Source organism: Micromonospora sp. NBC_01699 (genome assembly GCF_036250065.1).
GTDB lineage: Bacteria > Actinomycetota > Actinomycetes > Mycobacteriales > Micromonosporaceae > Micromonospora_G.
In genome coordinates this window covers 4,435,436-4,449,145 of record NZ_CP109199.1, presented here as the reverse complement: position 1 = coordinate 4,449,145, position 13,710 = coordinate 4,435,436, and the positions used below count along the sequence as shown (strand labels likewise).

Below are 13,710 nucleotides of genomic sequence, written 5' to 3'. Positions count from 1 at the left end.
GTGATGGAACTGGCGGACGTCTCGAAGACCTACCCGGGCGGCATCCACGCGTTGCGGCACGCGAACCTGCGCGTGTATCCGGGCGAGATGCTCGCCGTCGTCGGTCCGTCCGGTTCCGGCAAGTCGACCATGCTGCACCTGATGGGCACGCTCGACCGGGCCACCTCCGGCACCGTACGGATCAACGGCCACGAGACCGACCGGCTGGGCGACCGTCGGCTCTCGGCGGTGCGGGCCTCCTGGATCGGGTTCGTCTTCCAGGCATTCCACCTGACCGACGGGCTGACCGCGCGGGAGAACCTGATGGCCGCGCAGGTGTACCGGGGGGTGCCGGCCCGGCACCGGCGGGCACGGGCGGACGAGGCCCTGGACCGGGTCGGGCTGTCGCACCGGGCCGACCATCTGCCGACCGAACTCTCCGGCGGGGAGCGGCAGCGGGTCGCCATCGCCCGGGCCGTGGTCAACCGTCCCAGCATCGTGCTGGCCGACGAGCCGACCGGAAACCTGGACTCCGCCGTCGGCGGCGAGGTGCTCGGGCTGCTGCGGGAACTCAACGGCGAGGGCACCACGATCGTGGTGATCACGCACGACCCGGCCATCGCCGGGCGGTTGCCCCGTCGGGTGGAAATGTTGGACGGCGAGATCCGCGCCGATCGGGTGGTCTATCGCGAGGAGTCCGGATGAGCGTCGAACTTCCACCGGGTACCCGGCTGCCCCTGGCCGACCTGCTCCGGCTCGGCACGGTCGGGATCCGGGCCCGTCCGGCCCGGACCGTGCTGGCGGCGCTGGGCATCGCCATCGGCATCGCCGCCCTGATCGCGGTGATCGGCATCCCGGCGTCGAACCAGGCGGCGGTGCGGGCCGGGTTGGCGGCGCTCGGGCCGAACCTGCTCACCGTCACGCCGGGGCAGGACGTGGTCACCAGACAGCCGGCCACGCTGCCGCCGGAGTCCGTCCTGATGATCAGCCACATCGCCCCGGTACGCGGCGCCAGCGCGGTCGGTTACACCTCGGCGACCGTACGGCGCTCCGATCGGGTGCCGGAACGGGAAACCAACGGACTGGCGGTCGCCGCCGCCCGGCTGGATCTGCTGTCCGTGCTGGAGACGACGACGCGCGCCGGTGTGTTCCTGGACGCCGCGACCGAGCGGTATCCGGTCGTGGTGCTCGGCTCCCGGGCCAGCGAACTGCTCGGTATCGAGCCACGTCCGGGCCAGCCCGCGCCGCCGGTCTGGATCGGTGACCGCTGGTTCACCACGATCGGGGTGCTCGCCTCCCTGCCACTGGCCCCGGAGATCGACAACTCGGTCCTCGTCGGCTGGCCGGCGGCGCAGAGCTATCTCGGCTTCGACGGCCTGCCCGAGAAGATCTTCGTACGGACCGACGACGCGGCCGTCGACGACGTGCGGGCGGTGCTGGGGCGTACCGCCAACCCGCAGCGCCCGGACGAGGTACTCGTCTCCCGGCCGTCCGACGCGCTGGCCGCGCAACGGCTGGTCGAACGGGCGTACTCCTCGCTGTTCCTCGGGCTCGGGGCGGTCGCGTTGCTGGTCGGCGGGATCGGGGTGGCCAACACGATGATCATTTCGGTGTTGGAGCGCCGTCGGGAGATCGGCCTGCGCCGGGCGCTCGGGGCCAGTCGCCGGCATGTCGCCGGGCAGTTCCTGGCGGAGTCGGTGCTGCTCACCGGCATCGGTGGCGGGCTCGGCCTGCTGTTCGGCACGGCGGTCACGGCCGGGTACGCGGTGCACGAACGGTGGCCCGCCGTGCTGCCGCCGCAGGCACTGCTCGGTGGCATCGGGATAGCGATCGTCACCGGCGTGCTCGCCGGGGTCTACCCGGCGGTGCGCGCCGCCTGGCTGGCGCCGACCGAGGCGCTGGCCACGAGCTGAACCGGTGGGCGGCGCGCCGTCGTCCGGGTCCCGTCGGGCGGGCCGTCCCCGGGGTACCCGCGCAGGTGCGGCTCCCCGGTATCCGGGGAGCCGCACCCTGTCTGCGGGTCAGTGACCCGTCCGCGTGGTTCAGTCGGACCCGATGAACTGGTACTGGGTCGCCGTGTAGCTTCCACAGTTCACCCAGGCGTACCAACTGCCCACGGGGAGCCAGCCGACATAGACCCAGCCGTAGCCGTCACAGAACACGCCGAAGAGGACGTAACCCGAGGTGACCGTGATGTACGCCTCGACGAAGTTCGGCGGCGTGTAGTACAGGGTGTAGCTGTACGCCCAGTTCGGCTTGACGACCGAGTCCTTACCGAGGACCGTGGCGCCGTTCGGCGTGGCTGCCGGCGCGGCGACGCCGGCCTGGGTGCCGGACGTCGGGGCGACCTTGTGGGTGCCGTCCACCCCCGCCTGAGCGGGGCTGGCGATCATCGCGGCCGCGAAGAGCATGGCCACGGCCAGCGTCCCCTGTAGCAGGAGAGTGCGGAAGCCTCTCCCCTTTTGCCCGGAAGTTGCGGAAACGTTCATCCTGGGACCTCCCTGAAGTCTTGGATTTCGCGGACACCAATAAGGATCGGCAGTTCGTGGGATCGCTCATATAAACGGAAGCGTTTCCTTCCACGAGACATGGATAGTGCTGAATATTCATCCTTTTTCGGGCTCCCCTGATCGTCCTTTGCGGATACGACGAACGGTCAGTGCGGTTTTTGTCAATCCGATTGCCGTCGGATATGCGTCGCACGGCCGACGCCCATCGGTGTACGGGAGGCTGATTCGTGGGCGGTGACAGGGGGCCTGGCTTGCCCTAATCGTGATCGATGTGGGCGGCTTCCATTAGTGGGCGGAGCGCGGGCGGCAAGAACGGTCAACTTGGTACAAATTGATGTCGGACCAAATTGACTACGGGCGGGTCGCTGCGATCGAGCGTCTCGATCGGCGTCGCCAATGTGTCGGCCACTCGCCCGTAAAGTGCGGACACCATGGTAAAACGCGCTAACTGCCTGCTGTGTCGCAAAACGGCGCAGGGTCGCTCGGGCGTCCGGAGGGCGGCGGCGTCGGGTGTGCGCGGGTGGCCAACGCATTGATGGACACCTTATGTTCTGCTTATCGCGACACTGTCACAATCTGGATTCAGGGAGGATGGAGAAATATCCACGAAATGCCTCGCCGCAACTGCTCCGGGCGGATGCGCTCGGACGGGTGAGATCAGCTGACAGCTCACTCTCGCCGAAGTGTGGCAGCGGCGTTCGTCTCCTCCGTGAATCCTTCTGCTTTCCCTCTCGGGCTTGGCCGTGAGGGGGTGGTGCGACTGTGACAACTGTCTGTGGTGCTTCCGCCCGGGGCTCCGGAATCACCGCGACGATGATCGAAGGTAGTGACCAGAGTTGATGACTATTGATCGTTTCGCGGCCGAGGTCTGTCTCACTCCACGCACGATCCGCTCGTACCACACGAGAGGACTGTTACAGCCGCCGGCCCGGATCGGCCGTACCCCGTATTACGACCGGTCGCATCTGACCCGCATGCGCAACGTCGCCCAGTTGCAGGGCCAGGGCCTTCCCCTGGAGGCGATCCGGGCCCTGCTCGACCCCGACCTGGTACTCGGGCAGTTCATCCTGCCGGCGGCGACGATCAGCAGCGTGCTGCGTACCAATCCGGATCTGATGCACGCGCTCACCAACAGCGGCGTGCTGATCCGGCGGCCGGACGGCGCGTTCGCGGTGTTCGGCGTACGGGCGGTGCTCGCGGCCAGGGCGGCGAGCCGGCCCGAGACGCCGCTCACCGACGCGTTGCGGGTTCTCGCCGACGCGGTGACGGCGGTGCAGCCGCTCGCCGAGGGCGCGCTGTCACGGGTACGCGCCGAACTGCTGCGCCGAGTCCCCGGCGGCAGCGAGCAACGGCAGGAACTGCTGGACCTGACCGTGGAGGCGGTGCGCATCGGACTGTGGCTCCAGGAGCAACCGACGGGCTGACGTCGTGGCGGCCGGTGGCGTGACGAGGCCGCCAGGGGCGCCGGATGGGTGGAGCGCAACAGCCGTGGTCCCGCGCCGACGAATCGACGCGGGACCACGGGTACGGCTGGTCGGTCAGGCCGCGCAGACGGCGTACGCGCGGACCTTCCAGTCGCTGCCGAAGCCGTCCTCGTCCTCGGCGGCGCGGACGGTCACCGTCGTCAACGAGGTGGCCCGCATCTCGGTCAGGCGTACCTGACCGTTGCCGCCGACAATCTCACCGCCCACCCCGTGCACCCGCTTGCCCGCCGGGCAGGACAGCTCCAGGAACTTCGGGTTGACGGAGTTGATCGCCGACTGACCGTTGATCACCTCAAGGCCGGCGGGCGGTGGGGCACAGAGCGCGCTGGCGGTGACCGCCCAGTTGCCGGCGACGCCGTTGGCGTCCTCGCGGCCGGTCACCGAGTAGAGGTTGGCGTCGGCCAGCGGCAGCATGATGTCCAGACCGACCTGTCCGGGCCCCGATCCGGTGACCGCACCGCCGCCGCCGATGACCCTGGTGCCCGACGGGCAGATCGCCCTCTGCGTCTTGGCGACGCTGTCGCTCGGTCCGAACGTCGTCCTGAGCAGCAGGCCGGGCACTGCGGCCGCCGGGCCGACGAGGGCCACCTGGCCGAGCAGGACCGCGCCCAGCGCCGCACCCGCGGCCACCGTCGCGGCCAGGTGGGCGGGCCGAGAACTCGCGGCCGACACGGCGGCGGGCACGACCATGTACACCAGCTGCCAGCCGTGCAACATGTGCACCGGTGCCATCGAACGCTCCGGGCTCGGCCGTGTCGTGTACGCGCTGTCCACCGAGCAACTCCTGGCCCTGAAGCCGTCCGGCGGGTTCCCGGTCGTGCCGCACGAAGGTCCGTCCCTGCCCGACGAGGCGCGCATCCCGGTCGACGGCTACTACCGCTAGTACGCGGTCGGGCCGGCGGGCGCGGCTTTGTCGACCGTCTCCTACCGGTCGGCCTGCCCGTCGAGGGCGGCGGAAAGCGCTGTGGCGATCAGATCGGGGAGGTCGGGCCGGCCGTCCTCACCGGCCCAGCGGGTCAGCGCGACGTGCAGTGCGGCGAGGCAGGCGCCGGACGAGGCCCGGACCCGGAACTCGGTCTCGGCGTCGGCGTTTTCACCGCACAGGGCGTCGACAATGGCCTGCTGCATGGCGTATTGGCTGTCCAGATGCCTTGCCCGGAGGGCTGGCGTGCTGATCATCAACTTGAGGCGGTCGAGCAGTAGCTCGTTGGCGCCATCCGGGGAACCGGTGATCGCGGCCGCGGTCTCGATCAGGGCCCGGCCGATCCGCTGGACCGGGGAACCGTCAGGAGGTCCAGCGGCGATCCGCTCGGCGATGAGTCGGTCGATCTGGTCGACGAGGACCAGGTCCTCCTTCGTGGCGAAGTGCCGGTACAGCGTCATCGGCGAGACGCCCGCGGCCTCGGCGACCTGGTTCACGGTGACCGATTGATAACCGTGCTCGATGAACAGTCGTACCGCCTGGATCTGGATCGTGCGTTGGGTCTCCGCTCGGCGGCGATCCCGGAGGGTGGATCCGATTTCGCTCATGTGGTAGACACTACCATCATGACAGAGACTAACCGCGATGGCCGTGGGCGAGAACTCGTCGGCCGCGTCGCCCTGGTGACCGGCGCGTCGCGTGGAATCGGGCAGGCGATCGCCATCCGGCTCGCCACCGCCGGCGCCGCCGTGGCCGTGCACTACGGCTCCGACGAGACCGGCGCGAAGTCGACGCTGGCGGCGGTCGAGTCCGTCGGCGGGACCGGATTCCTGGTCCGGGCCGAACTCGGCGTCGAGGGCGACGTCGACACCGTCGTCCGCGGTTTCGAAGCCGGTCTCAGCGGCGGGCAATTCGACATCCTGGTCAACAACGCGGCCGCGGCACCGGCAGGATCCATTGACGACACAACCCCGGAGCAGTTCGACCACCTCTTCGCGGTCAACGTCAAGGCCCCGTACTTCCTGGTCCGAAGGCTCCTGCCGGCGCTGAGGGACGGCGGGCGGATCATCACGATCTCGTCGGTCGCCACCCGGATGGCCAACACCACCCAGACCTCCTTCGCCATGACCAAGGGAGCGATCGAGACGATGAGCCGGACGCTCGCCAACGAACTGGGCGTGCGCGGGATCACGGTGAACGCGGTCGCGCCGGGCGCCACCCGGACAGCGACGAACGGATCGTTCTTCGAGGCACCCGGGTTCGCGGAGTTCGTCGCCGAACGCACCGCCCTGAACCGGCTGGGGGATGCCGCCGACATCGCCGACATCGTCGCGTTCCTGGCCTCCGACAACGCCAGGTGGATCACCGGCCAGGTGCTCGATGCCAGCGGGGGCCTGCACCTCGGACCTCGCCTCCGATAGCCCGGACCGTCGTGGCCAGCCGGTTGGGTCCGATCCGTCGGCCCGCTCCCGCGCCCCCTGAAGGTCGCCCGCCTTGCCGGCGTCTGGCAGGCTCGGGGTGATGACGACCGGCCGCCCGACCAGCCCCCGTACCCGCTGCCGGGTCCGCGCCGTATGGGCCGTGTTCGCGCTCGGTGCGGTCGCGGCCGTTCTCGCCGTGGTCGTGGTCGTCGTGACGATGCTGCGGCCGCCGGGCCCGCGCCCGCTCTTCCAGCTCCCCGTTCCCTGCGGCGAGACCTGGCAGCTCGGCACCTACCCCGGCCACGACGACTACGACGTCGACCTGTTTCCCACCGAGGGCGAGGCCTGGGGACGCCCGGTGCTCGCGTCCTACGCCGGCGCGGTCACCGAGGCGGGAATCAACGGATCCCTGGGCGACCGCACCCCCGACAACCCGGACGGCCCGCGCGGGCGCGGCGGCGGTTACTGGGTGAAGATCGACCACGGTGGCAGGTGGGAGACGCAGTACCTCCACCTGCTGGAACCACCGTCGGTCCGGGTCGGTCAGCGAGTCGAGATGGGCGAGCAGATCGGCCGGGTCGGCAGCACCGGCAACTCCGGTGCCCCGCACCTGCACTATGAACAGCGCCGGGGCTGGGACAAGGTCGAGACCCACTTCGACGGTGCACCGTCGGAAATCACCCACGACGAGGCCGAGTACACGGTCACGCGGACGAGCGAGAACTGCGTTCCCGAACGGCCGTAGCCACTATCGGCCGCCGGGAGCCGCCGGGCGGATCCGGGTCCCTGACGCACGGCGTACGCCAGGGACCCGCTCGCCTTTCGGCGGCCGCCGACCTGGTCGGGCTATCGGCCGACGCGGAGGTCGAGCCAGACCAGCCGGTGGTCGGAACTGGGGAACGGGAACGTGCCGGTGAGCCGCGCCAGCGGGTCACCGGCCACCGGCCAGAACACACCACCACCGCGTACGTTCAGCCCGCGCGAGGGCAGCACGTAGTCGGCGCGCAGGTTACCCGGTCCGGGGACGTCGGCGAAGTCGGCCGTGTCCTGGGCGGGATTGGTGCGGTGGGCGCTGTTGACCCCGCCCTGTAGCGCGCCGGCCTCGGCGGCGCCCGCGCTCGACGGGGTGAACCGGGCGTTGACCCGAGGGTGGTCGAGGAGCTGCTGGGCCGCCCCCGGGATGCTGTCGCCGTCGAACGGGTCCGAGTTCTGGTCGCCGGCGATCACGAACTCGGAACCGGGTCGCAGTCCGCCCCGGTGCCCCTCGTCGTCGTAGATGTAGCGGCCGCCTCCGGGACGTACGTAGTCGGCCCAGAACCGGATCTCGTCGAAGTTGCGCCGCCCGTTGCGGTCCTCGGCCCCGTCGAAGACCGGCGGCGTGGGGTGGCTGACCAGGAAGTGCACGGTCTCGTGCCCGACCCGGATCGGCAGGTCCCAGTGGCTCTTCGACGACAGCCGGACCGCCGCCAGCTCCTGCCGGGAGTAGAAGTCGCCGGGTGCCGCGGTGGTCGGGTCGTCGGGCAGCAGCGCGCCCGGCATGTCCTTCCAGCGGAAGTTCTGGAAGGTGCGGGTGTTCCCGGTGTCGATCGGGTGGCGGGAGTAGACGACCATGCCGTACTGGCCGGGGAAGGCGCCGAAGCCCAGCGCGTCGTCGCCGTACCCGGGCGCGCCCGGCTGGGTGACCACCGTGCCGTCGTTGTTCAGGTCGAAGCCCGACACGATGCCGGTGTTGCTGGACGCGATGAACCAGTACGGGTAGGAGACCGGCCTCGCGCCGTTCTGGCCGACCGCCAGGTAGTTGTCCCGGAACAGCCGCGCCGCCTGCGGGTCGAAGTCGAACTCGTTGATCAGCAACACGTCCGGCCGGGAGCGCTGCACGATCTCGGCGATCGTCCGGGCCTGTGCGTTGCCCGGCGTGGACAGGTCGGCCCGCAGCGCCCCGGCGGTGCCCCGGTTGAGGGAGGCGTTGAACGTGGCGAACCGCAGCTCGCCACCGCCACCGCCGTGCGCTGCGGCCGGTACCGCGATGGTGGGCAGCGCGAGGGCCACCGCGGCGGCGAGCATTGCGCTACGGGCCACGACCTCTCGAAAACGCCTCAGGTTCAAGGACATGCATCCTCCTCGTCATGTCATCCGGCCGCGGTATCCCGCGACCGCCCGGCACAGTCCACACCGGACCATCATCGGTGTCGACGTCCGTACGCGTGTCTATCGGCGGACGCCTACCAACCGGTGGCGGCTACATGAACACTGGGACTCGTCAGCACCGGGGCTCGTCGCCGGGCCGGGGTCGGCTGGCCGTCCCGGAAGCGCTACCTCAGGTCACTCCCGGCAGGTCGGGCCATCCGCTCCGCGAGCTATCAGTCCAGGTTCCTAGGATGGTTAGGGGCTGTGACCCGGACGAGCGTCCGACGGGGCCCCGACCCTCTCGATCAGGGCGTGAGTACGGACGTTGACACACGTGTTCGACACGCCGGTAACTGCGTGACTCGATCTGGTTGCTGAACGTAAGCTGCCGCTGCGTGGTACCTCGTCCTCGCGCTCGGCGAAGACGCCCCGTCCGCCAAATCCAGACTCCGGTGGCAGCCCGGTGACGCACCCTGCCCGAGACCCGTTGCCGCCCCGCGCCGGCCGAAGTTCCACCCGCTGCTTGAGGAGGTCGTGTGGAGACCGTGATCAGCCCCCGTCAGCCCGCGGACCAGGACGAGACGACGAACAACGCCGACGAGTCGGTGCTGCCGGAGATGGAGGATCCCGACTGGATGCACCACGCCCGCGAGGTCGCGCAGACGAGCTTCTGGGCGGTGGCCCGGCGCCTGCCCCACCTGGTGCGGGAAGCGATCGGGGTGGCGTGGGCGACAAGCCGCCGGGACACGATCGCCTCGATCGGCCTCAACATCGCCGCCGGGTTCATGACCACCTTCGGACTGCTGGCCACGACCACCGTGCTGACCGAGTTGTTCGCCGCCGGTCCGACCCCGGACCGGGTACGCGCCGCGCTGCCGGCGCTCGCGGTGGCAGCGGCGGCGGTGATGGCCAAGGGTGGCCTGACGATCGCCGCCGGTTGGGCCCAGGCCCGGTTGATGCCGCAGATCAACTATCGGGTGGAACTGCGGATGTTCGAGGCGACCACGGCGGTGGACCTGGCCGCGTTCGACGACGCCGGGTTCGCCGAGGAGATGGACCGGGCCCGGGACCGGGGCATGCGGGAGGCGGCCTCGATCGTCGACAACACCGTCAACCTCATCACCGGCGTGGTCGGCGTGCTCGCCACCGCCGTCGCGGTCGCCGTCATCCAACCCATCCTGCTGCCCTGCCTGCTGCTCGCCGCCGTACCCGAGGCGATCACCGCGGTACGGATCGCCCGCCGCCAGTACCTGAACCTGCTGGCCCGGATCACCCGACGCCGCCGGATGTGGATGCTCGCCACCCTGATGGCCAACCGGCACACGGCGGCGGAGATCCGCTCCTACCAGATGCGGGAGTTCCTGCTCGGCGAGTACCGGCGGATGATGACCGCCGAGACCCGCGCCGATCTCGACCTGGTCCGCTCGCAGACCAAGACCCGCGTGTTCGGGGCGTCCGTCGCCGGGCTGGCCAGCTTCGCGGTGTACGGGGTCCTCGGCGGTCTGCTCCTCGTCGGGTGGGTCGCCCTCGCCGCCGCCGCGACCGCGCTGCTGGCGTTGCAGTCCGCGCACTCCAGCCTCGGGATCGCCGTGTTCGCCACCAACTCGCTGTACGAGGACGCCCTCTACTACCAGGACTACCGCGACTTCCTCGACCGCGCCCACGGTCGTACCCGGCCGGCCGACGGTCGGGCCACCACCGGGTTCGACGCGATCGAACTCGACCGGGTCAGTTTGAGCTACCCGGACACCGACACCCCGGCGGTGGACGAGGTCAGCCTCACCGTACGGCGGGGTGAGGTGATCGCCCTGGTCGGGGAGAACGGCTCGGGCAAGACAACACTGGCCAAGCTCATCGCCGGGCTGTACCGGCCCAGCTCCGGTGCCATCCGCTGGGACGGCACCGACACCGCCGAACTCGACCCGTACAGCCTTGCCTCGCACGTCGCGGTGATGAGCCAGGACTGGTGGCGGTTCCCCTTCACCGCCCGGCAGAACATCCTCATCGGACGACACGACCGTCCGGTACACCGGCCGGGTCCGAGCATGGAGGACGCCGCCCGGGCCGCCGCCGCCCACGACATGATCCTCGACCTGCCGTACGGCTACGACACCCTGCTCGACCGCGAGTTCAAGAACGGCCACGACCTGTCCGGTGGCCAGTGGCAACGGCTGGTCGCCGCCCGCAGCCTCTACCGCAACGCCCGCCTGCTGGTCTGCGACGAACCCTCGGCCGCCCTCGACGCGCGGGCCGAACACGCCATGTTCCAGCACCTGCGCCGTCATCCCGACCGTCTGGTCGTCCTGATCACCCACCGGCTCGCCAACGTCCGGCACGCCGACCGGATCTTCGTCATGCGCGACGGGCGACTCGTCCAGCAGGGCGACCACGACGAGCTGATGGCCCAGGACGGGCTCTATCGCGAACTGTTCGACCTACAGGCGGCCGGGTACCTACCCGGGGTCGCACCGTGAGCCGCGGTCGGGTCGTCGTCGATGACGACGCGACGGCTACGAGGCCGCCGAACGCTGGAAGAAGGAGAACGGCCGCTGACTCGCCCGGGCACCCGATAACAGCCCACTATCCGGTACATGGGTCTGATCGTGGTCAGCCCGGCCTGCGGCGGGCGTCTCCGCTCAGGGGAGGAGGCTGACCAGTCATGGCCACGTCCCTGCTGACCCCGGTCACCACCGCCACCCCGGAACTGGTCGCGCTGGTCAACGCCGACCGGCTGCCCGGCCAGCCGGCCTGCACCCCGGCGATGCTGCAAGCCGCGATCGAGGGTTCCTCACCGGTGGACTCGGCGTGGTGGGCGGAGGAGGCTGGACTGTCCCTAGAGGCCGCCGGTGAGGCGCTGGAGTGGTCGCGGTCCACCATGTACCGGATCGAGGGTGGGGGCTCGTCGGTTAAGGCTCGTGACGTCGCAGCCATGTGCTCGCTGTACGGCACGTATGCCGAGATGACCCAGGCCCTCATCAAATTGGCCGCAGAAACGAAGGCGAACGGCTGGTGGCACGCCTACGGCGACACCTTGCCGGCCTGGTTCGAGCTGTATGTCGGGATGGAAGCGGCGGCCTCCCGGCTGCGTCACTGGGAGCCGAACTCGCTGCCTGGACTGCTGCAAACCAGGGAGTACGCCGAGCGCCTACTGCGATCGCATCCGGGTCTTCCCACACGTGAGGCCGACCGTCTGGTCGAGGTCCGCATGGAACGTCAGAAGATCTTGAAGCGGAAGCAGCCGGAACCCCCGCGCCTAGAGGTCATTGTGGATGAGAACGTGCTGCGCCGGCCGACCCCCGGCATGGCAAACCAGCTAGTTCACCTTCACAACCAGGTGGCCGCCGAGGTGGCATCGATCCGCGTCGTGCCTCGGACCACTCCACCCAACTACGCCCTGACCGGCGACGGCTTCGTCATCTTGGAGTTCCCCACGTTCGGAATCCGCACCCCCGAGCCCACTACTGTCTACCGCGAGTCGTTGACGGGTGCCCTCTACCTCGACAGGCCGACGGAAGTTGCGTTGAACTCTGTGACTTGGAAGGCGCTTGAGGGTCTGGCGCTCGACGCGGACCGGTCGGCCGACCTACTAGCCGTGATAGCCAAGGAGATGCAGCAATGAGCAACCTAACCGGTGCCGTGTGGCGGAAGTCGAGCCGCAGCAACGGCGCGGGCGGGCAGTGTGTAGAGGTCGCCGACAACCTGCCTGGTCGCGTACATGTCCGGGACACCAAGGACCGTGACGGTGGCACGCTGACCTTCGGGCCGGAGGCGTGGAGCGCGTTCGTCGGGCTGGCAAAGCAGCAGTAACCGCCCGTAGCGGGCACGGGGTGCCCTGTCTGCTGACGACTGTGACGAAAAACGTCATTCCCTTAATCCTCCTCAGGAGAAGCGAACTCTTGAGAGAGAAACAGAGAATGACGTTTTTCGTCATCCGCGTCAGCGTCCCCGCAGGCTGGCTGTTCTCGGCCGCTCGCCCCGTACGCCTTGATCAGCAGCCCTCGGGGGACCGCTGTGTCTGTCGTGCCGTGCCACACGTGGTCAGTCGACCACCCGGCTCAGGAATCCGGTCAGGTTGGCCGTGGTCCGTTCGATCTGTTCGGCCAGCGTGAGTGACTCGTGCAGCCGCCCGCCGGGCGCGGCCTGCTTCTTTCCGCGCAGGTACAGCGAGCAGGCCAGATCCGCGCAGATGTAGGCGCCGACCGAGTTGCCCTGCTGTCCACTGGGTCCCGCCTTGCGCGCGGTCATCAGCGATACGCCGTTGCCGGTGTGCGTGGTCAGGCACAGCGAGCACATGCTGCGCCGTGCCTGACCGGTGTGGGGCGACGCCAGTCGTAGCGCCACGCCCATGAGGCCGTCGCCGGTCTCGGTGACCAGGTACGCCCGCTGCGGCGCGGCGTCGTCGCGCCATCCGAGGAAGTCCAGGTCGTGCCACGGCCGGGTGGCCAGGTCACGGGGCAGGGCCAGGCGCTTCGTCTCACCCTTGGTGCAGTTGACGAACGACGCGCGGATCTCATGCTCGGTTGGCTGTAGCACGGGCAAAAAGCTACACCGGCCAGCCCAGTACGGCGAATGATTATGTACTAGCCTAGAGCCTCTAGGTTTTGGGAGGGACCCATGGCACGCGCGGGGGTGACCGCCGAACGCCTGGCCCGGGCGGCGGCGGACCTGGCCGACGAGGTCGGCTTCGAGAACCTGACCGTCTCGGCGCTCGCGCGCGGGTTCGGTGTCAGGGACGCCAGCCTCTACTCACACATCAGGAACGTCCGGGACCTCAGGGTGAGGGTGGCGGTGCTGGCCCTGGCGGAACTCGCCGACCGGGTCGCGGCCGCCCTGGCCGGCCGGGCCGGCAAGGACGCGCTGGTCGCCTTCGCGAACGCCTACCGGGACTACGCCAGACAGCATCCGGGCCGGTACGCCGCGATGCAGGTCGAACTCGACCCGGAGACGGCGGTGGCCAGCGCGGCAAGCCGGCACGCGCAGATGACCCGGGCGATCCTGCGCGGCTACCGGCTGCCGGAGCCGGACCAGACGGACGCGGTCCGGCTCCTGCACAGCACTTTCCACGGATACGTGAGCCTGGAGCGGGTGGGTGGATTCAGCCACCACCCGCGCGCGGCGGACGCCTCGTGGTCCAGGGCCCTGGACGCCCTCGACACGGTTCTCCGCAACTGGCCGCCGGCCTGACCGCGCCACCGCGCCACCGCGCGCCCGCCGGTCGGTCGGCTAAGCCTCGTCGGGCCAGAAAGTTGTCGAGAGCGCCTGAAAGT

At 69.7% G+C, this 13,710-nt stretch carries 15 protein-coding genes; 10 read left to right on the top strand and 5 right to left on the bottom strand.

What is annotated here, in order from left to right:
- Nucleotides 1–684, top strand: coding sequence for an ABC transporter ATP-binding protein (locus OG792_RS19120; protein WP_329111321.1), 684 nt, complete (start codon nucleotides 1–3; stop codon nucleotides 682–684).
- The gene (locus tag OG792_RS19115) at nucleotides 681–1,892 is read left to right on the top strand and encodes an ABC transporter permease (RefSeq protein WP_329100750.1); all 1,212 of its coding nucleotides are present in this window, start codon (nucleotides 681–683) and stop codon (nucleotides 1,890–1,892) included. Before OG792_RS19120 ends, OG792_RS19115 begins: the two co-directional genes overlap by 4 nt.
- Before the next feature lie 129 nt (nucleotides 1,893–2,021).
- Here the strand turns inward: OG792_RS19115 and OG792_RS19110 are convergent, their stop codons facing one another.
- Complete coding sequence (locus tag OG792_RS19110) at nucleotides 2,022–2,468, bottom strand: hypothetical protein (protein ID WP_329100748.1); 447 nt, start codon at nucleotides 2,466–2,468, stop codon at nucleotides 2,022–2,024.
- Nucleotides 2,469–3,328: 860 nt separating this feature from the next.
- Between OG792_RS19110 and OG792_RS19105 the strand changes: the two genes are divergently transcribed.
- Nucleotides 3,329–3,913, top strand: a complete 585-nt coding sequence (locus OG792_RS19105) for a MerR family transcriptional regulator (protein ID WP_329100746.1) — start codon at nucleotides 3,329–3,331, stop codon at nucleotides 3,911–3,913.
- Between the two features lie 114 nt (nucleotides 3,914–4,027).
- Here the strand turns inward: OG792_RS19105 and OG792_RS19100 are convergent, their stop codons facing one another.
- Nucleotides 4,028–4,387, bottom strand: a complete 360-nt coding sequence (locus tag OG792_RS19100; protein WP_329100744.1) for a hypothetical protein — start codon at nucleotides 4,385–4,387, stop codon at nucleotides 4,028–4,030.
- On the opposite strand from OG792_RS19100, the gene OG792_RS19095 reads away from it, so the two are divergent.
- The gene (locus OG792_RS19095) at nucleotides 4,386–4,856 is read left to right on the top strand and encodes a deaminase (RefSeq protein ID WP_329100741.1); all 471 of its coding nucleotides are present in this window, start codon (nucleotides 4,386–4,388) and stop codon (nucleotides 4,854–4,856) included. The two genes, OG792_RS19100 and OG792_RS19095, sit on opposite strands and share 2 nt — an antisense overlap.
- 41 nt (nucleotides 4,857–4,897) lie before the next feature.
- Here OG792_RS19095 and OG792_RS19090 read toward each other — a convergent pair whose 3' ends face one another.
- On the bottom strand, nucleotides 4,898–5,503 hold the full coding sequence (locus OG792_RS19090) for a TetR/AcrR family transcriptional regulator (RefSeq protein ID WP_329100739.1): 606 nt from the start codon (nucleotides 5,501–5,503) through the stop codon (nucleotides 4,898–4,900).
- A gap of 18 nt (nucleotides 5,504–5,521) precedes the next feature.
- Here OG792_RS19090 and OG792_RS19085 point away from each other — a divergent pair, with 18 nt between their 5' ends.
- A complete protein-coding gene (locus OG792_RS19085) occupies nucleotides 5,522–6,316 on the top strand; it encodes an SDR family NAD(P)-dependent oxidoreductase (RefSeq protein ID WP_329100737.1) in 795 nt (264 codons plus the stop codon).
- A 100-nt stretch (nucleotides 6,317–6,416) separates the two neighbouring features.
- Nucleotides 6,417–7,061 carry a M23 family metallopeptidase gene (locus OG792_RS19080; RefSeq protein WP_329100735.1) on the top strand — a complete coding sequence of 215 codons (645 nt, stop codon included), beginning with the start codon at nucleotides 6,417–6,419 and terminating at the stop codon, nucleotides 7,059–7,061.
- Nucleotides 7,062–7,162: 101 nt separating this feature from the next.
- Here the strand turns inward: OG792_RS19080 and OG792_RS19075 are convergent, their stop codons facing one another.
- Nucleotides 7,163–8,428, bottom strand: coding sequence for an endonuclease/exonuclease/phosphatase family protein (locus tag OG792_RS19075; protein WP_329100732.1), 1,266 nt, complete (start codon nucleotides 8,426–8,428; stop codon nucleotides 7,163–7,165).
- 551 nt (nucleotides 8,429–8,979) lie between these two features.
- Here OG792_RS19075 and OG792_RS19070 point away from each other — a divergent pair.
- From OG792_RS19070 to OG792_RS19060, 3 genes are all read left to right on the top strand, one after another.
- Nucleotides 8,980–10,917 (top strand): ABC transporter ATP-binding protein, encoded by a 1,938-nt coding sequence (locus OG792_RS19070; protein ID WP_329100730.1) that lies wholly within the window; start codon nucleotides 8,980–8,982, stop codon nucleotides 10,915–10,917.
- A gap of 185 nt (nucleotides 10,918–11,102) precedes the next feature.
- The gene (locus OG792_RS19065; protein WP_329100728.1) at nucleotides 11,103–12,062 is read left to right on the top strand and encodes a helix-turn-helix domain-containing protein; all 960 of its coding nucleotides are present in this window, start codon (nucleotides 11,103–11,105) and stop codon (nucleotides 12,060–12,062) included.
- Entirely contained in the window at nucleotides 12,059–12,250 is a 192-nt protein-coding gene (locus OG792_RS19060) for a DUF397 domain-containing protein (RefSeq protein ID WP_329100726.1), read from the top strand. The genes OG792_RS19065 and OG792_RS19060 overlap by 4 nt, the downstream gene beginning before the upstream one ends.
- Before the next feature lie 231 nt (nucleotides 12,251–12,481).
- Here the strand turns inward: OG792_RS19060 and OG792_RS19055 are convergent, their stop codons facing one another.
- Nucleotides 12,482–12,976, bottom strand: a complete 495-nt coding sequence (locus OG792_RS19055; RefSeq protein ID WP_329100724.1) for an FBP domain-containing protein — start codon at nucleotides 12,974–12,976, stop codon at nucleotides 12,482–12,484.
- A gap of 81 nt (nucleotides 12,977–13,057) precedes the next feature.
- On the opposite strand from OG792_RS19055, the gene OG792_RS19050 reads away from it, so the two are divergent.
- Complete coding sequence (locus tag OG792_RS19050; RefSeq protein ID WP_329100722.1) at nucleotides 13,058–13,627, top strand: TetR/AcrR family transcriptional regulator; 570 nt, start codon at nucleotides 13,058–13,060, stop codon at nucleotides 13,625–13,627.
- Nucleotides 13,628–13,710: the final 83 nt, after the last annotated feature.

Excerpts from the sequence above, each read along its gene's own strand:
- OG792_RS19110 (WP_329100748.1), bottom strand. The coding sequence starts at position 2,468 with ATGAACGTTTCCGCAACTTCCGGGCAAAAGGGGAGAGGCTTCCGCACT.
- OG792_RS19105 (WP_329100746.1), top strand. The coding sequence starts at position 3,329 with ATGACTATTGATCGTTTCGCGGCCGAGGTCTGTCTCACTCCACGCACG.
- OG792_RS19115 (WP_329100750.1), top strand. The coding sequence starts at position 681 with ATGAGCGTCGAACTTCCACCGGGTACCCGGCTGCCCCTGGCCGACCTG.
- OG792_RS19095 (WP_329100741.1), top strand. The coding sequence starts at position 4,386 with ATGATGTCCAGACCGACCTGTCCGGGCCCCGATCCGGTGACCGCACCG.
- OG792_RS19050 (WP_329100722.1), top strand. The coding sequence starts at position 13,058 with ATGGCACGCGCGGGGGTGACCGCCGAACGCCTGGCCCGGGCGGCGGCG.
- OG792_RS19090 (WP_329100739.1), bottom strand. The coding sequence starts at position 5,503 with ATGAGCGAAATCGGATCCACCCTCCGGGATCGCCGCCGAGCGGAGACC.
- OG792_RS19065 (WP_329100728.1), top strand. The coding sequence starts at position 11,103 with ATGGCCACGTCCCTGCTGACCCCGGTCACCACCGCCACCCCGGAACTG.
- OG792_RS19075 (WP_329100732.1), bottom strand. The coding sequence starts at position 8,428 with ATGTCCTTGAACCTGAGGCGTTTTCGAGAGGTCGTGGCCCGTAGCGCA.
- OG792_RS19100 (WP_329100744.1), bottom strand. The coding sequence starts at position 4,387 with ATGCTGCCGCTGGCCGACGCCAACCTCTACTCGGTGACCGGCCGCGAG.
- OG792_RS19080 (WP_329100735.1), top strand. The coding sequence starts at position 6,417 with ATGACGACCGGCCGCCCGACCAGCCCCCGTACCCGCTGCCGGGTCCGC.
- OG792_RS19060 (WP_329100726.1), top strand. The coding sequence starts at position 12,059 with ATGAGCAACCTAACCGGTGCCGTGTGGCGGAAGTCGAGCCGCAGCAAC.
- OG792_RS19085 (WP_329100737.1), top strand. The coding sequence starts at position 5,522 with ATGACAGAGACTAACCGCGATGGCCGTGGGCGAGAACTCGTCGGCCGC.